At 67.8% G+C, this 21,633-nt stretch carries 20 protein-coding genes and 1 tRNA gene; 10 read left to right on the top strand and 11 right to left on the bottom strand.

Annotation, left to right across the window (positions count from 1 at the left end):
• Window positions 1–14 precede the first annotated feature (14 nt).
• The 5 genes from ACFX4F_RS09895 to ACFX4F_RS09875 all read right to left on the bottom strand — a co-directional run bounded on the left by ACFX4F_RS09895 (window position 15) and on the right by ACFX4F_RS09875 (window position 5,002).
• Window positions 15–419: a VOC family protein gene (locus ACFX4F_RS09895; RefSeq protein WP_380654705.1), complete on the bottom strand. Its 405-nt coding sequence runs from the start codon at window positions 417–419 to the stop codon at window positions 15–17.
• Window positions 416–1,486, bottom strand: a complete 1,071-nt coding sequence (locus ACFX4F_RS09890) for a serine hydrolase domain-containing protein (protein ID WP_380654702.1) — start codon at window positions 1,484–1,486, stop codon at window positions 416–418. The genes ACFX4F_RS09895 and ACFX4F_RS09890 overlap by 4 nt, the downstream gene beginning before the upstream one ends.
• Window positions 1,487–1,502: 16 nt before the next feature.
• Complete coding sequence (locus ACFX4F_RS09885; protein WP_380654699.1) at window positions 1,503–3,440, bottom strand: DUF885 domain-containing protein; 1,938 nt, start codon at window positions 3,438–3,440, stop codon at window positions 1,503–1,505.
• Between the two features lie 96 nt (window positions 3,441–3,536).
• Window positions 3,537–4,322: a queuosine precursor transporter gene (locus tag ACFX4F_RS09880; protein WP_025879090.1), complete on the bottom strand. Its 786-nt coding sequence runs from the start codon at window positions 4,320–4,322 to the stop codon at window positions 3,537–3,539.
• Entirely contained in the window at window positions 4,319–5,002 is a 684-nt protein-coding gene (locus ACFX4F_RS09875) for a DUF502 domain-containing protein (protein ID WP_236512165.1), read from the bottom strand. Before ACFX4F_RS09875 ends, ACFX4F_RS09880 begins: the two co-directional genes overlap by 4 nt.
• A gap of 84 nt (window positions 5,003–5,086) precedes the next feature.
• On the opposite strand from ACFX4F_RS09875, the gene ACFX4F_RS09870 reads away from it, so the two are divergent.
• Window positions 5,087–6,358: a hypothetical protein gene (locus ACFX4F_RS09870; RefSeq protein ID WP_380654711.1), complete on the top strand. Its 1,272-nt coding sequence runs from the start codon at window positions 5,087–5,089 to the stop codon at window positions 6,356–6,358.
• Between the two features lie 7 nt (window positions 6,359–6,365).
• On the opposite strand, the gene ACFX4F_RS09865 is transcribed toward ACFX4F_RS09870, so the two are convergent.
• From ACFX4F_RS09865 to trxA, 5 genes are all read right to left on the bottom strand, one after another.
• Window positions 6,366–7,085 carry a hypothetical protein gene (locus ACFX4F_RS09865; protein WP_380654694.1) on the bottom strand — a complete coding sequence of 240 codons (720 nt, stop codon included), beginning with the start codon at window positions 7,083–7,085 and terminating at the stop codon, window positions 6,366–6,368.
• A 53-nt stretch (window positions 7,086–7,138) separates the two neighbouring features.
• On the bottom strand, window positions 7,139–7,591 hold the full coding sequence (locus tag ACFX4F_RS09860; protein ID WP_032975063.1) for a DUF4442 domain-containing protein: 453 nt from the start codon (window positions 7,589–7,591) through the stop codon (window positions 7,139–7,141).
• Window positions 7,592–7,680: 89 nt separating this feature from the next.
• Entirely contained in the window at window positions 7,681–9,315 is a 1,635-nt protein-coding gene (locus ACFX4F_RS09855; protein WP_380654691.1) for a CHASE2 domain-containing protein, read from the bottom strand.
• Window positions 9,312–11,012 (bottom strand): FecR domain-containing protein, encoded by a 1,701-nt coding sequence (locus ACFX4F_RS09850; protein ID WP_380654688.1) that lies wholly within the window; start codon window positions 11,010–11,012, stop codon window positions 9,312–9,314. Before ACFX4F_RS09850 ends, ACFX4F_RS09855 begins: the two co-directional genes overlap by 4 nt.
• Before the next feature lie 107 nt (window positions 11,013–11,119).
• The gene (trxA, locus tag ACFX4F_RS09845) at window positions 11,120–11,977 is read right to left on the bottom strand and encodes a thioredoxin (protein WP_380654685.1); all 858 of its coding nucleotides are present in this window, start codon (window positions 11,975–11,977) and stop codon (window positions 11,120–11,122) included.
• 152 nt (window positions 11,978–12,129) lie between these two features.
• Here trxA and ACFX4F_RS09840 point away from each other — a divergent pair, with 152 nt between their 5' ends.
• The 9 genes from ACFX4F_RS09840 to ACFX4F_RS09800 all read left to right on the top strand — a co-directional run bounded on the left by ACFX4F_RS09840 (window position 12,130) and on the right by ACFX4F_RS09800 (window position 20,141).
• Window positions 12,130–12,738: a DUF998 domain-containing protein gene (locus ACFX4F_RS09840; protein WP_099818980.1), complete on the top strand. Its 609-nt coding sequence runs from the start codon at window positions 12,130–12,132 to the stop codon at window positions 12,736–12,738.
• A 105-nt stretch (window positions 12,739–12,843) separates the two neighbouring features.
• Window positions 12,844–15,483 carry a leucine--tRNA ligase gene (gene leuS, locus ACFX4F_RS09835; protein ID WP_380654681.1) on the top strand — a complete coding sequence of 880 codons (2,640 nt, stop codon included), beginning with the start codon at window positions 12,844–12,846 and terminating at the stop codon, window positions 15,481–15,483.
• Between the two features lie 139 nt (window positions 15,484–15,622).
• Complete coding sequence (lptE, locus tag ACFX4F_RS09830) at window positions 15,623–16,198, top strand: LPS assembly lipoprotein LptE (RefSeq protein ID WP_099818982.1); 576 nt, start codon at window positions 15,623–15,625, stop codon at window positions 16,196–16,198.
• A gap of 12 nt (window positions 16,199–16,210) precedes the next feature.
• A complete protein-coding gene (gene holA / locus ACFX4F_RS09825) occupies window positions 16,211–17,248 on the top strand; it encodes a DNA polymerase III subunit delta (RefSeq protein WP_380654677.1) in 1,038 nt (345 codons plus the stop codon).
• A gap of 3 nt (window positions 17,249–17,251) precedes the next feature.
• On the top strand, window positions 17,252–17,917 hold the full coding sequence (gene nadD / locus ACFX4F_RS09820) for a nicotinate-nucleotide adenylyltransferase (RefSeq protein ID WP_099818984.1): 666 nt from the start codon (window positions 17,252–17,254) through the stop codon (window positions 17,915–17,917).
• 58 nt (window positions 17,918–17,975) lie between these two features.
• Window positions 17,976–18,389 carry a ribosome silencing factor gene (gene rsfS, locus ACFX4F_RS09815; RefSeq protein ID WP_099818985.1) on the top strand — a complete coding sequence of 138 codons (414 nt, stop codon included), beginning with the start codon at window positions 17,976–17,978 and terminating at the stop codon, window positions 18,387–18,389.
• 63 nt (window positions 18,390–18,452) lie between these two features.
• A complete protein-coding gene (gene rlmH / locus ACFX4F_RS09810; protein ID WP_025879294.1) occupies window positions 18,453–18,923 on the top strand; it encodes a 23S rRNA (pseudouridine(1915)-N(3))-methyltransferase RlmH in 471 nt (156 codons plus the stop codon).
• Between the two features lie 22 nt (window positions 18,924–18,945).
• A tRNA-Asn gene (locus ACFX4F_RS09805) sits at window positions 18,946–19,022 on the top strand.
• A 159-nt stretch (window positions 19,023–19,181) separates the two neighbouring features.
• Complete coding sequence (locus ACFX4F_RS09800; RefSeq protein ID WP_380654672.1) at window positions 19,182–20,141, top strand: alpha/beta hydrolase; 960 nt, start codon at window positions 19,182–19,184, stop codon at window positions 20,139–20,141.
• 67 nt (window positions 20,142–20,208) lie between these two features.
• Here ACFX4F_RS09800 and arcD read toward each other — a convergent pair whose 3' ends face one another.
• Window positions 20,209–21,630 carry an arginine-ornithine antiporter gene (gene arcD, locus ACFX4F_RS09795; protein WP_380654669.1) on the bottom strand — a complete coding sequence of 474 codons (1,422 nt, stop codon included), beginning with the start codon at window positions 21,628–21,630 and terminating at the stop codon, window positions 20,209–20,211.
• Window positions 21,631–21,633 lie beyond the last annotated feature (3 nt).

Raw genomic sequence — 21,633 nt, 5'->3', positions numbered from 1 at the left:
CCACCCCGGGGGCCTCAACCGACTTCGTACAGCTCCAGCGGCAGGTCGTCGGGGTCGGCGAAGAAGGTGAAGCGGCGGCCGGTGTATTCGTCCACGCGGATCGGTTCGCAGGCGACGCCGTTGCTGGCCAGGCGTTCGATGAACGGTTCCAGCGCAGCCACCCGGAACGCGAGGTGGCGCAGGCCCTGGGCTTCGGGGCGGCTGGGCCGTGCGGGCGGCGAGGGGAAGGAGAACAGTTCCAGCTGGCCGCCATCGGGCAGGGCCAGGTCCAGCTTCCACGAGTCGCGTGCGGCGCGGTGGTTCTCGGCCAGTATGCGCAGGCCCAGCACGCGCACGTAGAAGTCTTTCGAACGCGCGTAGTCGCTGCAGATCAGTGCGGCATGGTGGATGCCCAGCAGGCCGGTGGTAGCGGTGGTCATTGCAGGGTGTCCAGCCAGCGCTGGGCGATCTTCAGCGCCAGCGGATAGGGTTCGGGGGCGTTGCGGTTGCTCAGCACGATCACGGTCAGGTGTTTGTCCGGGTAGCGCAGGATCACGTTGCGGAAGCCGATGCTTTCGCCGCTGTGCCAATGCATGCGGCCATTCAAGCGCCAACCGAAACCGTAGTGCGGTACGTCCGCTTCGGTGGTGGCGGTGGCCGGGCTGAACATCGCCTTGCGCGATGCGGCTGACAGCAGGCGGTCGTCGTACAGGGCCGCATCCCAGCGCGCGAGGTCGTCCAGCGAAGCGTAGATGCCGCCGTCGCCGAGCACGGCGCTGGTCGTGCTCTGGTCGGTGCGTTGCCAGCGGCCCTCAACCTCGCTGTAACCATAGGCACGCTGCGCCACCACGTCGACACCGTCCTGGTGGGCGACGGTGTGTGCCATGCCCAGCGGCCGGAAAATGCGCTGCTGCAGGAAGCTGGCAAAGTCGCTGCCGGCGGCGCGGCCGACGATCAGCGCCAGCAATGCGTAGCCGCTGTTGCTGTAGTGGTACTGCGTACCGGGCGCGAAGGCGAGCCGATCTTCGCGGGCAAGCAGCGCCAGCACATCAGCGTCGTGCACCTGCCGGGTGTCGGCAGGGTCCATCAGGTCTTCGTAGTCCAGCAGGCCGCTGGTGTGCGACAGCAACTGCCTCAAGGTGATGGCGGCAGCGGCGGGCGGCAGTTCCGGCAGCCAGCGCCGCGCGGGCTGGTCCAGTGCGAGGCGACCGTCCTCGACCAGCAACAGCACCGCCGCAGCGGTGAACTGCTTGCTGACCGAGGCCAGGCGGAAATTGCTGGCCGGCGTCACGGCGCTGCCATCTTCGACCACGGCCAGCCCGTAGCCGCGGCGGAATACCGGCTGCCCATCGTGCAGCACCAGCACGGCCGCGCCCGGCACCTGGCCGTCATAGGCCTGCATCAGTCCATCGATGCCTGCATCCGGCGGCACCACCGGTGCCGCCGCCAGCGTGATCGACGGCAGCAGGGCGAGAACGGTGGCACACAGCAGGGCGGCAGGGCGCATGGCAGCTCCGTGACGGTCAGGGTGCTGGCGTTGCAGCGGCTGGCTGGGCCAGCCAGCGTTCGATCTTGTGGTCCAGCACATCCAGTGGCATCGAACCGTCCTTCAGCACTTCGGCATGGAAGCGGCGCAGGTCGAACGCTGCCCCCTGGCGTGCCTTGGCCTTGTCGCGCAGCGCGATGATCGTGGTCAGGCCCGCCACGTTGGACAGTGCCTGGCCCGGCTGGGCCATGATCCGCTCCACTTCCGCATTGGCATCGTCAGCGCTCATGTCGACGGTCTTCTGCAGATAGGTCACGGCCTGCTGCTTGCTCCAGCCCTGCGCATGCACGCCGGTGTCGGCGACCACGCGCGCGGCACGCAACAGGCGCGAATACAGATAGCCGATGCGGTCGTACGGATCGGTGTACACGCCGAGGTCTTCGCCGAGGGTTTCCGCATACAGGCCCCAGCCTTCGACGAAGGCGAGGTCACCGCCGAGGCGGCGGAAGCGCGGCAGCTTGGTCAGTTCCTGCTGCAGACCCAGCTGCACATGGTGGCCGGGAATGGCTTCGTGCAGGTACTGCACCGGCACGTTCCAGCGCTTGCGGCTGGGCAGGTCGCGGGTGTTGACGAACAGCACGCCGGGCTGCCCCGGGGGCGACGGCTGGTAGGAGGCGGCGGCGGCGGTCATGGCACGCTCCGGTTCCACTGCATGGATCTGCAGCGGCGCCTTCGGCAGGGTGTCCAGCACCTGCGGCAGGCGTGCATCAACCTGCTGCTGCACCTGCCGGTAACGGTTGAGCAACGCGTTGGCATCGCTGTACTGGAACTGGCGGTCGTTGCGCATGCTGCGCAGCAGCTTGGCCTGCGAGCTGCGCAGCTTGCCATCGCGCATCACCGTGGTGATCTGTGCCTGCAGCTCCTGCACACGCTGCTCGCCCAGCGCATGCAGCTGCGCGGCGGTCTGCTGGCTGGCAGTGGTCTGCACGATCAGGTTGGCGTACCAGGCCTGGCCGTCGGGCAGGGCACCCAGGCCGCTGCTGCTGCGCGTGGCAGGCAGGTATTCGGTGGCGATGAAGCCACGCAGGGCGCGGTAGGCCGGCATGATGCGCAGTTCGATCATGCGCTTGTACTCGGCGCTGATGCGCGCCTTGTCTTCGGCGGAGATGGACTCCGGCATGGTCCGGATCGGCGACCAGAAGATGCTCTCTTCGGCGGTCGGCTTGATCACCGCGTCCAGCTGCGGGAGTACTTTTTCCATCAGGTCGCGCGGCTGCACCACGCCGGCCTTCATGCCCTGGCGCATGTTGGCGATGGCCTGGTCGAACAGATCGGGAATGCCCAGCGAGCGTCGCGACCAGGTGTCGTAGTCCTTGGCCGTGTTGAACGGCTGCGCGCCGGCACCGGCGCCGAGGATGGCCATGATGCTGCCGACGTTGTAGTACTGGCTGATCGGCATCATCCAGCTCGGATAGCGTTCGGCGGCCAGCGAGGCACGGGCATCACGCACGAAGATCTCGTAGCTGAGCAGGTCCTGGCCCTGCAGGCCATCGCTGCCGATCTTCTCGACCTTGCCCAGCCATTCGGTGGTGAAGTCGTGCGATTGTTGGCGCCAGGCGGCGGACAGGATATTGGGCAACTGGTCGTTGTAGCGCGGCTCGCCCTGGAAGGTCGCCTGCAGCGGGTTCAACCGCATGGAGGCATCCCAGTATTCGTCGTACAAGCGCTCCAGCTGCACCTGCTTGGGCACTGCGCGGGCCGGGGCGAGCGGACGCGGCGCGGCGCGGCGCGCCGAACTGCCGCGGGCCGGCGGGGTGGCACGTGTGCCGGCGCGCGCCTTCGGCTTAGCCGCCTGGCGTGTCTGCGCGGCGGCGGGGCGGCTGCCCTTCTTCTTCGCTGCTTCGGCCGGCGGAACGGCGCTGAACAGGAACAACGCGGCGATGGCGGCGGCCAGGACGCGGGGGGAATACGGCATCAAGAAGCTTCCGTGGAACACAGACCGTGGAGCTTGCACGATCCGCGCGCGTACGGCCAGCGTGAGGGCGCAGTCAGCTTGCGCGCCGCTGGGGCTTCAGTCAGCCGCGGCCGCAGCGCGCAGGTCGGCGGCGCGGTGCTCGCCCAGATAGCGGGTGATTGCACGCCGCATCAGGTACAGCAACGGAATCAGGGCGATCGCGAAGCCCATCTTGTAGACGTAGTTGACGCTGCTCACCGCCAGGAACAGCGATGTCGGCCAGTGCTGCGGGCCGAGCACGAAGGCGATCCAGATCACCACGAAGCTGTCCACCAGCTGCGAGACCGCAGTGGAGCCCGTGGCACGCAGCCATACATGGCGCTCGCCGGTGGCCTGGCGGATGCGATGGAACACCGCCACGTCGATCAACTGGCCGAACAGGAACGCAACCAACGAACCGGCAATGGTCCACATGCCCTGTCCGAACACCGCTGCGAACGCGGCCTGGTAATCGGGCACGCCATGGGCATCCATCGAGGTCACCCACCAGCTGGCCGGTGCCAGCGAGATCGCCGCGAAGGCGAACAGGAAACCGTAGGCGATCAGCACCACCGCCAGCCACGAGATGAAACGCACCCCGCGCTTGCCGAAGAATTCGTTGATGGTGTCGGTCATGATGAACACCACCGGCCACAGCAGGGTGCCGGCGGTGAAGCTCAACGAGCCGGTCTGGCCGAACAGGTTCCAGTTCAGCGGGTCGATGCCGAGCGTGTCTTCCAGGGCGAAGATCTTCACCCCGATCAGTTCGGCCAGTACCGCGTTGCCACAGAAGAACGCGGCCAGCACGATGAACAGCAGGACCGCACGGTCCTGCAGCGGCCGCGCATGAGACGCCTCGCTCATTCGGAACGATCGCCAGCGCGGGTGAACGGAACGCTGGAGGGCGCCACTGCACCGCCGGAAATGATGAAGCTCATCGCCTGGTCCACCGTCCAGTCGGTCGGGGTGAGCAGCTCGACGGGCACGATCTCCAGATAGCCCGAGGTCGGGTTCGGCGTGGTCGGCACGTAGACGGCGGCCAGTTCGCGGTCGGTGCCCTGTTCCTTGATGACCCGGGTGACCAGGCCGACCGATTTCATGTCGCGATGCGGGAAGTCGATCAGCACCACGCGCTGGGTGCTGCCCGGCTCGGTCTGCAGCATGTCCAGCAGCTTCTTGGCGCTGTCATAGATGATGCTGGCCAGCGGAATGCGCTTGATGATCGCACCGACCCAGCGCAGCAGGCGCTGGCCGACCACGCGGCGGCTGGCTACGCCCACCGCCAGGATCACCAGCAGGGTGGCCAGCAGGGCGATGGTGTTCTGAATCCATTCGGCGCGGACCCAGCCGAGGTAATGCGGGAAGCTGGTCGCGATCTGTTCGGACAGCGGTACCACCAGTGGGCTGGAAATGCCCGACAGCAGCACGAACACGAATTTGACCACCACCCAGGTCAGCCAGATCGGCAACAGGGTCAGCAGGCCGGTCAGGAACAGGCGCTGCAGGGAGGGGCGGGGAACCAGGGCGGGGGCTTCGAGCGACATGCGCGCATTGTAGCGGTCGCGGCCGCTCGTTTACGCTGTCCGTTGGTGGTGCTGGCCATGCAGGGAAAGGATGCTGTGTTGAAGATGCTGCGGTGGTTGGGCTGGGCACTGCTGGCCCTGGTGGTGATGGCCATCGCGGCATGGCTGCTGTCGAGGTTCTGGCCGTTGTCGGCCGCGCAGCGGGAAGACAGGCGTCTGCTTGAGGCCGTGCAACCCAACGAAGGCCGCAACGGCTTCGCCCTGCTGTGGACGCTGCCCTTCGATGGGCTGGACCCGGCCCAGCGTGAGGCGGCGTTGGCCGACGATGTGCAGCGCTGGCAGACGACGCCCTCGCAGGCGTCGCATGCCTCGGTGCTGGCCGCCAGGCACGCACCGTTGAAGCTGGATGGGGCAGGTCGTTGTGCCGTCGGGCCCGTCGGCTGCCTGGCACAGGTGCGCGCTGATCCGCAGCGTTTCGCTGACGCTCACGCCGGGCATGCCGGCCTGCACCAGCGACTGGCCCGGTTGGCAGACTTCGATCGTTTCGATTCGCCGTTCCAGCCCAGCGGAATCGAACTCATGCCACTACCGGCGTACACGCCGCTGTTGGATGGCGCCAGTGCGCAGGCACTGGCCTATCTGCAGGGTGATGTTGCCGGTGCCGTCGAGGGTAGCTGCAGCGCGGTCCGGTTCGGGCGGCGGATGATGCGCACCGGCAGCACGCTGATGGACAGCATGATGGGCGCTGTTGTGGTGAGGACCCATGCCGGGTTGCTGGGCGACATGCTGGTCGAGCAATCACCGGATTACGTCCTGCCCGCCTCCTGCGAGGTGGCGCTGCAGCCGCTGGACGCCGACGAGCAGAGCCTGTGCCAAGCGATGCAGGGCGAATTTGCGATGAACAAGGCCGCCATCGAGGCGTCCACGCAGACAGCAGGCAGCCGTCTGCTGCTGGATCGCGACCACACCCTGGCCCGGATCGCCAGCAATTTCGGTTGGGCATGCCGGCCTGGTGCGGCCACGGCGCTGGCAGCCGATGTCCCGCTCCTAGCCCCGCCATCGCCCCGATGGGACGTGGGCTGCGTGGCCAATCCGCTGGGATGCACAGTGAGCGCCATCGCCGGGCCGTCCTACGCACAGTACGCGGCGCGCAGCCAGGACGCAGCGGCGATGATCCGCCTGCTCGGCGCACAGCGCTGGCTGCGGCAGCAGCCCGGGCCCGCCGACGAGGCGCTGGCGCGGTTGCCGGCGCAGTGGCGTTCGGACGCCCGCATGCCACAACTGTCTGCAGACGGCCGCCACCTGCAGGTACTGCGGCGTGGACCGGCGCGCGAAGGCGAGGGTCCGTATCTGTCGATGCCGTTGCAGGCTGACTGACCCGGGCTCAGCCGCCGTCGCCGAGCGGATTGAACGCCCAGCCATCGCCGACGCTGTCCAGTGTCCAGCGCCTGCGGTCACCCAGGGTCTGCCAGCGCACCTGCTCCTTGTCGTCCTGCATGCTGCCTTCGGTCAGCTTCACCTTGCCGGTGGAGTAGTTCACGCTGAGGCCTTCGGTCTGCCCGGAATTGCGCATCATCGAGTCGCGGTCGTAGCCGATCAGCGCGAAGGCGCCTTCCTGCCAGCGGAACGTGAACGTGGTGGTGCTCGTCGACCAGCTGCCCGCGCTGGAGAACGAGTACAGCCCCACCCGCAGCGCGCCGCGCTGGATCGACACGCCGGTGCCTTCGGCCAGCGCATCGCTGAGCACCGGCGAGTCCGGTCGAGGAATGAGGGTGTGGTTCTGCGCGGCCAGCAGGTAACCGGAGGGGCGCGCAAAAGCGATGGCGAGGATGCGCGGGTTGCTGTCATACGGCGACGGCCCGAACCCATCGTGCTCGATGATGTTGCGCTGGTCCTGCTGGCGCAGCACCAGCGCAAGGTCGGCGCGCCCGTCCTGGTCGAGGTCGCCTTCGATCCTGTATTCCAGCGCCCAGCCGGCAGGTACAAAACCCTCGGCCGTAGCGGCGTGCGCCGGCAGGGAGGGATAGCGCACTGGCGGCACGTCCAGTGCGGTGGCGGTGAAGGGCAGGGCGGCCAGTGCCGCAGCAAACAACGAAAGGCGCATTGCAGCCTCCATGGCAGGGCTGCAGAGGATAGCGGGGCGTCGGCCGACCCGCTTTACCGTGCGTGTGGCTTCAGGCGCACATAGACCTGCTTGCGTACCTGCGCGACGACCTCGCCAGCTTCGTCGACCACGTCGTTGCTGAACCAGCGCAGCACTTTTTCGCCGCCGGCCGCCGCCGTACGCAGTTCATCCAGCAGGGCGTCATCGATGCGGAACGAGGTGCGCACCGTTCCGCGGCCGGGCTTGAGGAAATCGATCGCACCGGCGCGATCCCAGACGTAATAGTCACGGCCGAGGGTGTGCATCAGGCCCAGCATCCAGAACGGATCGGTCATCGCAAACAGGCTGCCGCCGAAGTGGGTGCCGACGTAGTTGCGGTTCCAGGGACGCAGGCGCAGTTCCACGTCGATCTGCCGGTAGTCCGGGGTGATCCGGGTGACATGGATGCCGGTGAACAGGAACGGTGGCCACAGGTTGATGCCGAAGCGGAACGTGCTGGCTTTCATGTGGGAACCGGGCAGGGGACGGGGCCCCCAGTCTAACCATTCGCATGCGTATGTTGTAGCCCGCGGCGCACGGAAGGGCCTGCCGTGCGCTACGGTCCGGGCGTACCGCCGTCGATCACGTAACCGTCGCGGCCATTGTCCTTGGCCCGGTAGAGCGCGTTGTCGGCGCCTTCGACGAAATGATGCGGTTGCAGGTCGCTGTCCGGGACACGGGTGTAGACGCCGATGGTCAGGGTGACACCGGTCTCGCTGCCATCGCCGGGCGGCGGCAGGGCGCGGATGCAGGAGATCAGGTCTTCGATCACCTGCCGTGCGCCTTCCACCGGGGTGTCGGGCAGCACCAGGGCGAACTCGTCGCCGCCGTAGCGCGCGGCCATGTCACGGGGGCGCCGGGCATGCGCCTGGATCAGGCGGGCCACTTCGCACAACACGCGATCGCCGACCTGGTGACCATGGCGATCGTTGTGGTGCTTGAAGTGGTCGACATCGATCAGAGCCAGGGTCAAGGGCTTGCCACTGCGGCGCGCCGCATCACATTCCTGTTGCAGCGATTGTTCGAAGCGCAGGCGGTTACCCAGCCCGGTCAGCGCATCGCGGTTGGCCTGGCGGTGCCAGGAGGCGATGCGCCAGGTCGCCCACGCCGTCAGCACCAGCACGATGCCGAGCAGGGCGCTGGCCGGCGCCCACCAGAGGCTGCTGGTGCGCAGCAGCAGCCAGCTCAGCAGCGGCGCGGCCGGCAGCGAGCACAGGGCAACGACCCAGGGCAGGCGCAGCCCGAGCAGCAGTACGCACATCGCCACCAGCACGCCGGCCAGGGTGTCCTGCCAGGCGCGGGGCAACACGTCGATCTGCTTGTCCTGCAGCAGCATCGAGGCGAGGTTGGCCTGGTACTCGCTGCCGCTCATCCAGTATTCGCGGGTGGTGGGTGTCAACAGGCGGAGGGCGATGCCACTGGCCGTCATGCCGACCACGATGCGCCTGCCACGCAGCATCGAGTCATCCACGCGCCCTTCCAGCACATCGGCGTAGGACACCTGTGGCAAGCGTTCCGGTGGCCCGGCATAACGTACGCGCACGTAATCATCGCGGCGCCATTGATAGGGCGAGTCCAGCGCCGGGTCGGGGTCGGGCAGACCGTGTGCGCGTTGCGGCGGCAGATCGGTCAACGCCAGGCCGAGTGCCGGCCAGTGCGCCTGGCCGATGCCGGCATGCAGGTAGACCCCTCGGGCGACACCATCGCCGTCGACTTCAACGTCGCTGTGGCCCATGGCGGCAGCGCTGGCGGCAATCAACGGGATGGGCAGCATCTCCTCGGCCATGCGGTCGCCGGCCGCCGGCGCGGCCAGCACCGGCAGCACCACGCGGCCGTTGCGACGGATCGCCGCGGCCAGCTCGGCGTCCTGGCGTGCATCGCGGCGGTCGGGCTCGGACAGCATGAGGTCCAGCGCGACGCGCTCGGCACCAGCGTCGGTCAGGCGGTCCAGCAGGCGGGCATGCACCGAGCGCGGCCACGGCCACTGCCCCAGCCGCTGCAGGCTGCCCTCGTCGATGGCGACGATCAGCACGCTGGGGTCAGGACGGTAATCCCAGCTGCCGACCATCATGTCGTACGCCGTTTCGTCCTGCCGCCACAGCCATTGGCCGTGGCTGACCACCGCAGTCGTTACACCTGCCAGCAGGGCCAGCAGGATCCGTCGCGACCACGGCAGCGGCGAGCGCCTCACAGCAACAGCCACAGCAGCAGGACACCGCCGCCCGCGCCGTAGCACAGGCGGCACGGCAGCTTGACCTGCTGGGCAGGCGAGAACGGGCCCGCGTGGCCGTCATCGTCGATGTACTGCACACGGATGTGCAGCGTGCCGCGCCACGGGCGCTTGAAGCTGACCTGCGGTTCGTCAACGGTGGTATCGAGCAGCGGCGCGCTGAAATTACCGCGACGATCGACCTGCACCCGATAGCGCTGGCCATCGCTTCCCGCCTGCCAGCGCAGGGTCAGCTCGCCGTCGATGGCCTCGGGCGGCTGCAGTGCCGGGTCCACCGGTTCATCGCTCAACTGCAGCGCCAACGCCTGGCCATAGCGACCCTGGTGGCCCTGGCCATCACGCGAAGCGATCCGCCAGTAGTACTGGCCGGGCGGCAGCGGCTCACCCAGGCGCAGGTCGGTGCTGCCGGTGCTCTGCTCGCGCAGCGGCTGCAGGAACTGCGGCTCGTCGGCCACCTGCAGCACGCTGCTGCTGGCACCGGGCGCCTGGCTCCAGTGGAAGCGCGGCCGGTCGCTGTTGACCGTCTGTCCCTGCAGCGGGGAAATGGTCAGTGGCGGTGGCGGCTGGTCGCCGAGGAGGAAATCCTCGCTGGCATCGAGACCTTCCACGCCCTGTGCATCCACTGCGCGCAGCAGCAGGCGCAGCGCACCCGGCGGCAGCTCGCCGATCACCAGCGCGGTGTCGGTGGTGGTGGCCGCAAACAACAGGATTTCCGGAGTGGCGGCCTGCACCACTTCCACCCGGTAGTGGTCGGCACCGGTCACCGGTTCCCAGGCGAGCTGGGCCGGCAAGGCGCCCAGGCGGGTCGCATCGGCGCGCAGGCGCGGTGCCGGCAGCAGGCCGGAAACCGCTTCGGGTGCTGTTGCGCTGCCTGCGCTGCGGCTGGCCTGGCCGGGGTGGACCAGACGCTGGCCATGCGGGTTGCCGACCTGCACCTTGCCCTCCAGTACTTCGGTGGCACCGGCATGGGCGTCATCGCCGGCGCTGACCCGGAACACGGTGCCGCGCACGCTGCTGGTGGCCGTGGGTGCATCGATGATGTAGCGCGATGCCGGCCCGCGCGCCGGGGTGACCCGGTTGCTGGCGCGCCCCTGCTGCAGGCGCAGGCGGGTATCGACCATGCCGGTGCGGCCATAGCGGCTGAGCTGGTCCAGGCGCAGGCGTGAGTGTTCGCGCAGCTGCAACCGCGAGGCGTCGGCGAATTCAAGGGTGATGCTGGAATCGGCCTTGGTCTGGATCGCATCGCCGATGTGCAGCTCTTCGCCTGCGCGCACGGCGCGGTTGCTGCTGCCATCGGCTGCGCTCAGTTCAACCTGCCCACGCACGGCCAGTACCCGCGCCGGGGCGGGTTCAACGCGCAGCCAGCCGATCGGGAAGCGCAGCAGTTCGCCCGGCGGCAACCGGTATGGGTTGTCGATGCGGTTGTGCTGCTGCAGCTGCTGCCAGCCCACGCTGGGCTTGAGATACGCCGCGCCCAGATCCCACAGGGTATCGCCGGGGCGGACCCGGTAGTTCCAGTCCTGCGCGCCGGCAAACGTCGGCAACAGGCAGAGGGCACACAGCAGTGTGCGCAGGAAACGCATGATGAAAGACGACGAGCGGCCAACGGTCACGGATTGCTGTCCCGGCAAAGCGGGGGCGCAGCTGCAAGACCCCATGGCCCCGACCTCATCCCCCCGAACGGATCGTGGCGGCCCTGGGGGCCACCATCGCGGGCATTATTGCCCGCGTTCAGTGCAGGGATTCTGAACGATGCCGGTGCCGTTCAGAACAGCAGGGAGGCCATCCGGCGCCGCGAGCGGCCCACCAGGTCTTCATCGGCGATGACATTGAAGGCGTCGATCAGGGCCTTGCGCGGCAGTCCTTCCTGGAAACCGCGGTCGATCCGCAGCATCTCCAGGAACTGTTCCAGCGCGGCTTCGTCCTCGCCCGCCAGCAGCAGCTGCACACCGCGCAGGTGACGCGCCTGCAGATCCTTGCCATCGGCGGCGATGCGCGCATCCAGCACCTCCGCAGGCGGCGCGTCCTTCAGCGCGGCGGCGAAGGACAGCCGGGCGCGGCCACGCACGGCGCGGTCGTCGGTGGCCAGGTTGGCGGGCAGGGCATCGATCAGCGTGCTGGCCTCGTCCACGCCGCCAACCTGCAGCAGCGCCAGGGCCAGGTCGAGCTTCAGCTCGTCCTTGTCCGGCTCGGCGGCGATCTGCGCGCGCAGTACGTCCACCTGCGCCTGCGGGTCCAGCGGGGCCTCGTCCTCGGCAATGCTGTCGACGACATCGGCCGGCACCACGCCGTGCTGGGCCAGGAATTCACGCAGCTGGCCTTCCGGCAGGGCGCCGGGGAAGCCGTCCACCAGCTGCCCACCCTTGACCAGGAACACGGTGGGTACCGAACGGATCTGGAAGGCCGCAGCGATCTGCTGTTCCTTGTCCACATCGACCTTGGCCAGTTCGAACGCGCCGTTGTATTCGCCGGCCAGCTTCTCCAGCATCGGGCCGAGGGTCTTGCACGGTTCGCACCAGGTCGCCCAGAAATCCACAAGGACCGGTGTCTGCAGCGACTTCTGCAGCACGTCCGCCTCGAAGGTAGCGGTGGTGGCGTCGAATACGTAGGTCGTCTCGGTCATGGGGCATCGTTCGGCATCTGGAGACCGATTCTATGGTGACGAACCCTGTCGGTCTCAACCCTGGGACCACGTCTCCAGGAAATCCGGGACAGCTTGGCGGAGCTGGCAGCTGCCGCGACAATGTGCTGATGTTCTTGTGGAGAGTGGCTGCGATGTCCGTGGTTCGGCTGGATCGTTGGGTGGGCGTGCTCGCCGCAGCCCTGTTCGTGCTGTCGGTGGCCGGCTTCGGTGCGGCGCTGCCGGACTACTCGCAGGCGCTGCATCCGGTGACCTGGCTGGGCGCGCACGGCATTCCCCATGCGCTGGGCTTCAACCTGCTGGGGCTGGTGCTGCCGGGTGCGCTGGCGGTGGTGGTGGCCGAGCGCCTGCGCCGGCAACTACCGGTGGATGCCGCCTGGACGGCACGCGTGGGCAGCCAGATGCTGCTGCTGGCCGCGCTTGCCTTCATCGCGATGGGTCTGCTGCCGCTGGATTTCGAGGACCAGATGGACATGCAGGGCCCGGCCAGCAAGCTGCACGCCAGCGTGTGGATGGTCTGGGCGCTGGCTTTTGTCGCAGGCAGCGTGCTGCTGGGGGCGGCGCGACTGCGGCATCCGGGTGGCCGAAGGCTGGGCCTGCTGGCGCTGGGCTGCGGAACCGGCGCTGGTCTGCTCGCGTTCGGCCTGCCGGGTGTACTGCCGGCGGCGCTGGCGCAACGGCTGGCCTTTGCCTGCTGGGCGCTGTGGCTGGCCTTGGCCCTGCCGCTGTCGCGCAGGCGCTGAGACGCTCTCCAGCGCCTCGCCGCGCGCCGGCCCGGCAGGCGGGATTGGAGCCATTTGCCGCACTGCGGTACGCTGTACCGCTTTGCCGCCGCAACCGCGTGTTACATGACCAGCGTCGAACCCAACGTTTACGATCCGCAGCAGGTTGAATCCGCCGCCCAGAAGTACTGGGACGCTACCCGTGCCTTCGAGGTCGATGAAGCCTCGGACAAGCCGAAGTACTACTGCCTGTCGATGCTTCCGTATCCGTCCGGTGCGCTGCACATGGGCCACGTGCGCAATTACACGATCGGCGATGTGATCAGCCGCTACAAGCGCATGACCGGCCACAACGTCCTGCAGCCGATGGGCTGGGACGCGTTTGGCCTGCCGGCGGAAAACGCTGCGATCAAGAACAAGACCGCGCCGGCCGCCTGGACCTACAAGAACATCGACCACATGCGCAGCCAGCTGAAGTCGCTGGGCTACGCCATCGACTGGTCGCGCGAGTTCGCCACCTGCCGCCCGGACTATTACGTCCACGAGCAGCGCATGTTCACCCGCCTGATGCGCAAGGGCCTGGCCTACCGCCGCAACGCGGTGGTGAACTGGGACCCGGTCGACCAGACCGTGCTGGCCAACGAGCAGGTCATCGACGGCCGCGGCTGGCGCTCCGGCGCGCTGGTGGAAAAGCGCGAGATTCCGCAGTGGTTCCTGCGCATCACCGATTACGCCCAGGAACTGCTGGACGGCCTGGATGAACTGGACGGCTGGCCGGAGTCGGTCAAGACCATGCAGCGCAACTGGATCGGCCGCTCCGAGGGCCTGGAAATCCAGTTCGACGTGCGTGACGTCGATGGTGCCGCACTGGATCCGCTGCGCGTGTTCACCACCCGCCCGGATACCGTGATGGGCGTGACCTTCGTGTCGATCGCCGGCGAACACCCGCTGGCCCTGCATGCGGCGAAGAACAACCCGGAACTGGCTGCGCTGCTGTCGGAAATGAAGCAGGGCGGCGTGTCCGAGGCCGAACTGGAAACCCAGGAAAAGCGCGGCATGGATACCGGCCTGCGCGCCGTGCATCCGGTTACCGGTGCCCAGGTGCCGGTGTGGGTCGCCAACTTCGTGCTGATGGGCTACGGCACCGGCGCGGTGATGGCCGTACCGGGCCACGACCAGCGCGACAATGAATTCGCCAACAAGTACAACCTGCCGATCCGCCAGGTCATCGCGCTGAAGTCGCTGCGCAAGGACGAGGGCGCCTACGACGCGACGCGTTGGCAGGACTGGTACGGCGACAAGACCCGCGAGACCGAACTGGTCAACTCCGACGAGTTCGACGGCCTGGATTTCCAGGGCGCCTTCGAGGCGCTGGCCGAACGGTTCGAGCGCAAGGCCCAGGGCCAGCGCCGGGTGAACTACCGCCTGCGCGACTGGGGCGTGAGCCGCCAGCGCTACTGGGGTTGCCCGATTCCGGTGATCTACTGCGACAAGTGTGGCGCGGTGCCGGTGCCGGAAGACCAGCTGCCGGTGGTGCTGCCGGAAGACGTCAACTTCGTCGGCACCGGTTCGCCGATCAAGGCCGATCCGGAATGGCGCAAGACCACCTGCCCGGAATGCGGTGGCGCGGCCGAGCGTGAGACCGACACCTTCGACACCTTCATGGAGTCGAGCTGGTATTACGCCCGCTACACCTCGCCGGGTGCCCGTGATGCGGTCGACAAGCGCGGCAACTACTGGCTGCCGGTGGACCAGTACATCGGTGGCATCGAGCACGCGATCCTGCACCTGATGTATTTCCGCTTCTACCACAAGCTGCTGCGCGACGCGCGGATGGTGGACAGCAACGAACCGGCGCGGAACCTGCTGTGCCAGGGCATGGTGATCGCCGAGACCTACTACCGCCCGAACCCGGACGGCTCGAAGGACTGGATCAACCCGGCCGATGTGGAAGTGCAGCGCGACGAGCGCGGCCGCATCACCGGCGCCACCCTCATCGCCGACGGTCAGCCGGTGGTGGTCGGTGGTACCGAGAAGATGTCCAAGTCGAAGAACAACGGCGTGGACCCGCAGGCGATGGTCAGCAAGTACGGCGCCGATACCGTGCGCCTGTTCTCGATGTTCGCTGCACCGCCGGAACAGTCGCTGGAATGGAACGAAGCCGGCGTGGACGGCATGGCCCGGTTCCTGCGCCGCCTGTGGGCACAGGTGCAGAAGCACGCTGCCGACGGTGCCGCACCGGCGCTCGACGCGGCCGCGCTGGATGCCGGCCAGAAGGCCCTGCGCCGCAAGACCCACGAGACCATCGGCAAGGTCGGTGACGACTACGGGCGCCGCCACAGCTTCAACACCGCCATTGCTGCGGTGATGGAGCTGATGAACGCGCTGGCCAAGTTCGAAGACGGCAGTGCACAGGGGCGCGCCGTGCGCCAGGAAGCACTGCAGGCCATCGTGCTGCTGCTCAACCCGATCACCCCGCACGCCAGCCACGCCCTGTGGCAGGTGCTGGGCCATGGCGAAACGCTGCTGGAAGACCAGCCGTTCCCGCAGGCCGACAGCAGTGCGCTGGTGCGCGATGCGCTGATCCTGGCCGTGCAGGTCAATGGCAAGCTGCGTGGCACCATCGAGGTCGCCGCCGATGCCGCGCGCGAGCAGATCGAAGCGCTGGCCCTGGCCGAGCCGAACGCGGCCAAGTTCCTGGAAGGCCTGACGGTGCGCAAGATCATCATCGTTCCCGGCAAGATCGTGAACATCGTCGCTGCCTGATGTACCTGGCACCGGCCGCCATCGTGGCGGCCGGTGCGTTGTCGCCACGCCGGGCGCGCCCGGCCGATGGCCCTGCGTTCACGCGGCCTCGGGCACCCTGTCTGTTGCCGTGATCGCCCGGCTCCGCCAGACTGTCTCCATGACCCGAATCCTGCTTGCCCTCGTTCTCGCCCTCGGCCTCGCCGGCTGCGGTTTCCACCTGCGCAACAAGCTGATGCTGCCGACCGACACGGCACCGGTGAAGGTGGTATCCACCGCGCCCTACAGTGAGCTGGTCAAGCTGTTGAACCGCAGCCTGCTGGCCTCCGGTGCTCGCTTGGCCGATGAGGACAGCAAGGGCCCCAATGCCCAGCTGCAGGTGCTGTCCGAACGCTGGGGCGACCTGCCCATCGCCATCGACTCGCAGGGCCGCGCGCAGGAATACAGCCTGCGCTATGCGGTGATCTTCATCTTCCGCCGCGAAGATGGCAGCGAACTGGTGCCGCAGCAGGTGATCGAACTGTCGCGCGACTACGTGTCGCCGCCGACCGACGCCACCGGTACCACCACCGAACGCGAGATCCTGGCTGACGAACTGCGCCGCGAAATGTCGGCCTCGATCATCCGCCGTATCGACAGCGTGGTCCGCGCCGAACTGGAAAAGGGCGGCAGCCTGTCGGCACCGAAGCCGGTCGAGCACGATCCGGTCGAGCCCGCACCCGCCGTCCAGCACTGAGCCGGGCGCCTGATGGAACTGCGACCGGAACAGCTGGCCGGGCAGGGCGCTGACACGGCGCTGGCGCCGGTATATCTGATCGCCGGCCCGGAAACACTGCGTGTGCTGGAGGCGGCTGACGCCGTGCGTGCCCGCGCACGCGCGGCCGGCATCGACGAGCGCGAAGTGTTCGATGCCGATGGCCGCGACTTCGACTGGAACCAGCTCGACGCCAGTTTCCACGCCCCCAGCCTGTTCAGCGCCCGCCGCCTGGTGGAAGTGCGCCTGCCCAGTGGCAAGCCGGGCAAGGACGGTGGCGAGGTGATCAGCCAGTTCTGCGCCAATCCGGCGCCGGACGTGATCCTGATGATCACCGCCAATGAGTGGAGCAAGGCCCACCAGGGCAAGTGGGCCGAGGCGGTGGGCCGCGTCGGCGTGCTGTCGGTGGCCTGGGCGATCAAGCCGCACGAGTTGCCGGACTGGATCGAACGGCGCCTGCGCAGCAGAGGCCTGCGCGCCGAGCCCGCCGCCGTGCAACGCCTGGCCGAGCGCGTGGAAGGCAACCTGCTGGCCGCGGCGCAGGAGATCGACAAGCTCGCACTGCTGGCCGATGGCCAGACCCTGGACGTGGAACGGATGGAATCGCTGGTGGCCGATGCCGCCCGCTACGACGTGTTCCGGCTGGTCGAATCCACCTTCTCCGGCCAGCCGCAGGCGGTGCTGAGGATGCTGGCCGGTCTGCGCGGCGAAGGCGAGGCCGTGGCCGCGCTGATGCCGATCGTGATCCGCGAACTGCTGGCTGGTGCCGGCCTGGCACGGGTCCAGGCACGCGGCGGCAACCTGGCTGCGGAGATGAAATCCCGTGGTATCTGGGAATCGCGGCAGGCACCCTACAAGCGTGCGCTGCAGCGGCACCCGGAAGGCAAGCGCTGGGAGCGTTTCGTGGCCGAAGCCGGGCTGGTTGACCGCATCGCCAAGGGGCGAGCCGACGGCGATGCCTGGCTCGCGCTTGAGCGCCTGCTGGTGGCGGTGGCCGAGGCGCGCGCGGTACGGCTGCTCGCCCGGGCCTGATCCATGAGCCTGCGGATCTATTACGGGGGCACCTTCGACCCGGTGCATCTGGGCCATCTGGCGATCGCGCGCGCTGCACGCGATGAACTGCAGGTGGCGGTACGCATGCTGCCTGCCGCCGACCCGCCGCACCGCGCGGTGCCGGGCGCGACCGCCGAACAACGCTGCACCATGCTCGGCCTGGCCATCGGCGATGAGCCGGGCCTGCTGCTGGACCGTCATGAGCTGGATCGGGCCGCGCGCTTTCCCGGCCGGCCGTCCTATACCGTCGATACCCTGCGCGAACTGCGTGCCGAACTTGGCCCCAGCCGCCCGCTGGCGTGGCTGGTGGGGGCCGACAGCCTGCTCGGCCTGCCCAGCTGGCATGAGTGGCAGGCGCTGTTCGGGCTGGCCCATTTCATCGTCGCCGAGCGTCCGGGCAGTCCGCTGCGGGCCAGTGTCGACGGCGCGCTGGGGCAGGCCACCGAGGGCCGCTGGGCCGACAACGAACAGGCGCTGTTTGCCAGCCCGGCCGGCCGCATCCTGCGCCTGCACCACCCGCTGCGCGAGGAATCGGCCAGCGCCGTGCGCACCCAGATCGCCGCGGGTGGTCCCTGGCGGGCCATGCTGGCACCTGCGGTGGCCGACTATGTTTCTGGCCATGGCCTGTACCGCTCCGCCACCTCGTGAATACGGTTGCCGCGCTGTGGCCGTATAATCGCCCCCACGTTTATCGAGTCGACCCGCTTTGAGCAACCAGACCCAGCCCCAGACCATCAAGGTCGATCTGCCCAGCCCGCCGCCCTCCGTGCCGGAACTGCTGGCCAGCGTCCGTCAAGCCACCGAAGACCTGAAGGCCAAGGACCCGGTCGAGATCGACGTGCGCGGCAAGTCCAGCGTCGCCGACTACATGGTAGTCGTGTCGGGTACGTCGACCCGCCATGTGAAGTCCATCGCCGACGAGGTCGTGCGCTTCGCCAAGAAGATCGACGTCATGCCGCTGGGTGTTGAAGGCGAGCGTGAAGCCGAATGGGTGCTGGTCGACCTGGGCGACGTCATCGTGCACGTGATGCTGCCGCGCGTGCGCGAGTTCTACGCGCTCGAGCGCCTGTGGACCGTTGGCGACCAGCCGCCGTCCTACGACGACGACGAAGTGGCCTGAGCCATGCGTTGATGCAGTTCTCGACGGCGCCGATGGCGCCGTCGACGTTTTGGAGGAATGTTGATGAAAGCCCGCCTGATCGCCACCGGCGAACGCGCGCCCAGCTGGGTCGCGCAGGGGTTTGCCGAGTACCAGAAGCGGCTCTCGCACTGGCTGCCCTTCGAGCTGGTGGAGATCGAGCCCGGCCTGCGCGGCAAAGGGCGCGACGCGCGTCGCGCCACCGAAGACGAAGGCAAGCGGGTGATCGCTGCGCTGCCGAAGAATGCCTATGTTGTTGCACTGGACGTACCGGGCCGCCAGCTCAGTTCCGAACAGCTGGCGCAGCGCCTGGAGCACTGGCGCGGACAGGGCAGGGACCTGGCGTTCCTGATTGGTGGGCCGGAAGGCCATTCGCCGGAAGTGTCTGCGCTGGCCGATGAAAAGTGGTCGATCGGCCCGCTGACGCTGCCGCACATGCTGGTGCGGCTGGTGGTGGCCGAACAGTTGTATCGCGCCGCTGCGATGTTGGCCAATCACCCCTACCATCGCGCGTGAAGAGTCGTTATACTGGCGGTCTGCCCGAATAGCTCAGCCGGTTAGAGCACTTGACTGTTAATCAGGGGGTCGTTGGTTCGAGTCCAACTTCGGGCGCCACATTCAAAAGGCCTGCATCGCAAGATGCAGGCCTTTTTTGTTGCGTCGAACCATGCAGTCGCGTGCGCGGGTAGATCCACGCCATGCGTGGATGCACTGCGCGCACTCTGTCGAGCGAACCCGACTCTACAATGCGGTTTCATCACGTGGATGTTGACGATGCGCGCGATCGGCTTCGCTGTTTCACTGCTGCTGGCCTTGCAGCCGTTCGCTGCATCTGCCGCCGCGCCAGCGACCTGGCAACCGCCCGCCGGCACCACGGAACTGCCGCTCTGGCCAGATGGCCAGGTGATGGCGCCGCCGAAGCTGAAAGGCCCCGAGCAGGTCAGCGAAACCGTCTCCCGGGCCAGTGGCGAGCACTGGATGATGCTGCAGAACGTAGCCGTGCCCACGCTCACCGTGTTCCCGGCGAAAGGCTCGCCCACCGGCACCGCAGTGATGGTGGTGCCGGGCGGTGGCTACAACGTGCTGGCGATGGACCTGGAAGGCAGCGAGATCTGTGATTGGCTCACCGCACAGGGCGTCACCTGCGCGCTGCTGAAGTATCGCGTACCGGCCTCGGGGCCGAACTGGGATCGCGAATGCAACTGCCGCGACATTCCCGCCGTGCCGATGGCATTGCAGGATGCGCAACGGGCAATGGGCCTGCTGCGTGCGCAGGCCGCACACTGGAAGATCGATCCGCAACGGTTGGGCGTGATCGGCTTCTCGGCCGGCGGCCATGTGGTGGCCGGGTTGAGCACGCATGCGCAGCGCAGCTATGCAGCGCTGGATGCGGCGGATGCGCAGTCCAGCCGGCCGGACTTCGCGATGCTGCTGTATCCGGGGCATCTCTGGGTACGCAAGGATGATTCGCTGGAAAAAGACATCGTGGTCGATGCCAAGGTGCCGCCGACATTCATCGTGCAGGCCGCCGACGACCCCACGGACGATGTCCGTCACGCGTTGACCTATCAGCGTGCACTGATCGAAGCGGGAGTGCCGGTTGAAATGCATCTGTTCGCACGCGGCGGCCACGCGTTCGGCCTGCGCCTGAAAGATGCGCCGGTGTCGGCATGGCCCAGCCTGGCCGAACGCTGGATGCACGACATCGGCATGCTGCCGAAACGCCGGTTGTAGAGCCGAGCCGGGAGGAACATACAAGCCATGCTCGGCTGCCTGCGCGAAGCCGAGCGCGGGCTCGGCTCTACAGCGTCAGCTGGCCTTTCCAGAATGCCACCAATGTAGCGATGGCCACCACCAGGATCGCGCCGAACAGCACCCACTCCCAGCGCGTGAACACCCGCTCGCCGCGCTGGCGCCGGGTCAACGCGTACAGCACCACGCCCGGCACATACAGCAGTACCGACAGCAGCAGGTTGTCCAGGCCGCCGGCATACACCAGCCACAGCGCATAGGCGCTGGCCAGCAGCGCGACGAGGAAGTCGCGCCAACGGGCGCCGGCGGCGCTGGCGTACGCCTCGCCCTGCCAGGCCAGCTTTACGCCGAATGCGCTGGACAGGAAGTACGGCACCAGGCTCATCGACGCCGCCAGCAGCACCAGGCTGGTGTAGCTGCCCGAATTGAACAGCACCAGCAGCAGGAACAACTGGATCAGGCCGTTGCTCAGCCACAGCGCATTGGCGGGCACGCCGCGCGCGTTCTCGCGGCCGAGAAAGGCCGGCATCGTGCCATCGCCAGCGGCGGCAAACAGCACTTCGGCGCACAGCAGCACCCACGCCAGCAGCGCGCCCAGCACCGAGATGATCGAGCCGATGATGATCACCGTCGCGCCCCATTCGCCAACGATCGCGCGCAGCACATAGGCCATCGAGGGGTTGGGCAGGCCGGCCAGTTCGGCCTGCGACATGACGCCCATCGACAGCAGGCTGACCAGCACCAGCAGCAGCCACACGCCGATGAAGCCGATCACGGTGGCGCGGCCGACATCGGCGCGTCGCATCGCCCGGCGCGAGTAGATGCTGGCGCCCTCGATACCGATGAACACCCACACGGTGACCAGCATCATCCCGCGCAGCTGCTGGCCCATGTCGCCCAGCGCGGGGACGCCGAAGAAGTCGGCGCGGAACACGTCCATGCGGAATGCAGCGGCCGCCAGGATCAGGAACAGCGCGATCGGCACCAGCTTGGCCACGGTGACCAGGCCATTGATGATTGCCGCGGTACGCAGGCCGCGCAGTACCAGCAGATGCACCGTCCACAGCAGCAGGGAGGATGCAGCGATGGCGGCCGGTGTATTGCCTTCGCCGAACACCGGCGCGAAGTGGCCGAGGCCGCTGAAGATCAGCACGAAGAAACTGGCGTTGCCGAGCACCGAAGCCACCCAGTAGCCCCAGGCGGCGGAGAATCCGATGTAGTTGCCGAAGCCTGCGCGCGCATACGCATAGATGCCGGTGTCCAGGTCGGGGCGACGATTGGCCAGGGCCTGGAACACGAAGGCGAGCATCAGCATGCCGGCGCCGCTCACTGCCCAGCCGATCAGTGCGGCCGCGGGGCCGGCGCTGCGCGCCACGTTCTGTGGCAGCGAGAAGATACCGGCACCGACCATCGAGCCGACCACCAGTGCGGTCAGGGCGGCCAGGCCAAGGCGTTGGTTGGAAGAGGGCATCAC

The organism is Stenotrophomonas sp. YIM B13575 (genome assembly GCF_042787595.1).
Lineage (GTDB): Bacteria > Pseudomonadota > Gammaproteobacteria > Xanthomonadales > Xanthomonadaceae > Stenotrophomonas > Stenotrophomonas lactitubi_B.
This window is presented reverse-complemented; position numbering and strand designations above follow the sequence as displayed.

Coding starts and splice junctions, on each gene's coding strand:
- ACFX4F_RS09850 (WP_380654688.1), bottom strand. CDS start 11,012: ATGGGGTCTTGCAGCTGCGCCCCCGCTTTGCCGGGACAGCAATCCGTG.
- leuS (WP_380654681.1), top strand. CDS start 12,844: ATGACCAGCGTCGAACCCAACGTTTACGATCCGCAGCAGGTTGAATCC.
- ACFX4F_RS09865 (WP_380654694.1), bottom strand. CDS start 7,085: ATGCGCCTTTCGTTGTTTGCTGCGGCACTGGCCGCCCTGCCCTTCACC.
- ACFX4F_RS09890 (WP_380654702.1), bottom strand. CDS start 1,486: ATGCGCCCTGCCGCCCTGCTGTGTGCCACCGTTCTCGCCCTGCTGCCG.
- ACFX4F_RS09875 (WP_236512165.1), bottom strand. CDS start 5,002: ATGTCGCTCGAAGCCCCCGCCCTGGTTCCCCGCCCCTCCCTGCAGCGC.
- ACFX4F_RS09880 (WP_025879090.1), bottom strand. CDS start 4,322: ATGAGCGAGGCGTCTCATGCGCGGCCGCTGCAGGACCGTGCGGTCCTG.
- ACFX4F_RS09860 (WP_032975063.1), bottom strand. CDS start 7,591: ATGAAAGCCAGCACGTTCCGCTTCGGCATCAACCTGTGGCCACCGTTC.
- ACFX4F_RS09840 (WP_099818980.1), top strand. CDS start 12,130: ATGTCCGTGGTTCGGCTGGATCGTTGGGTGGGCGTGCTCGCCGCAGCC.
- trxA (WP_380654685.1), bottom strand. CDS start 11,977: ATGACCGAGACGACCTACGTATTCGACGCCACCACCGCTACCTTCGAG.
- lptE (WP_099818982.1), top strand. CDS start 15,623: ATGACCCGAATCCTGCTTGCCCTCGTTCTCGCCCTCGGCCTCGCCGGC.
- nadD (WP_099818984.1), top strand. CDS start 17,252: ATGAGCCTGCGGATCTATTACGGGGGCACCTTCGACCCGGTGCATCTG.
- ACFX4F_RS09800 (WP_380654672.1), top strand. CDS start 19,182: ATGCGCGCGATCGGCTTCGCTGTTTCACTGCTGCTGGCCTTGCAGCCG.
- ACFX4F_RS09895 (WP_380654705.1), bottom strand. CDS start 419: ATGACCACCGCTACCACCGGCCTGCTGGGCATCCACCATGCCGCACTG.
- ACFX4F_RS09870 (WP_380654711.1), top strand. CDS start 5,087: ATGCTGCGGTGGTTGGGCTGGGCACTGCTGGCCCTGGTGGTGATGGCC.
- rlmH (WP_025879294.1), top strand. CDS start 18,453: ATGAAAGCCCGCCTGATCGCCACCGGCGAACGCGCGCCCAGCTGGGTC.
- arcD (WP_380654669.1), bottom strand. CDS start 21,630: ATGCCCTCTTCCAACCAACGCCTTGGCCTGGCCGCCCTGACCGCACTG.
- holA (WP_380654677.1), top strand. CDS start 16,211: ATGGAACTGCGACCGGAACAGCTGGCCGGGCAGGGCGCTGACACGGCG.
- ACFX4F_RS09885 (WP_380654699.1), bottom strand. CDS start 3,440: ATGCCGTATTCCCCCCGCGTCCTGGCCGCCGCCATCGCCGCGTTGTTC.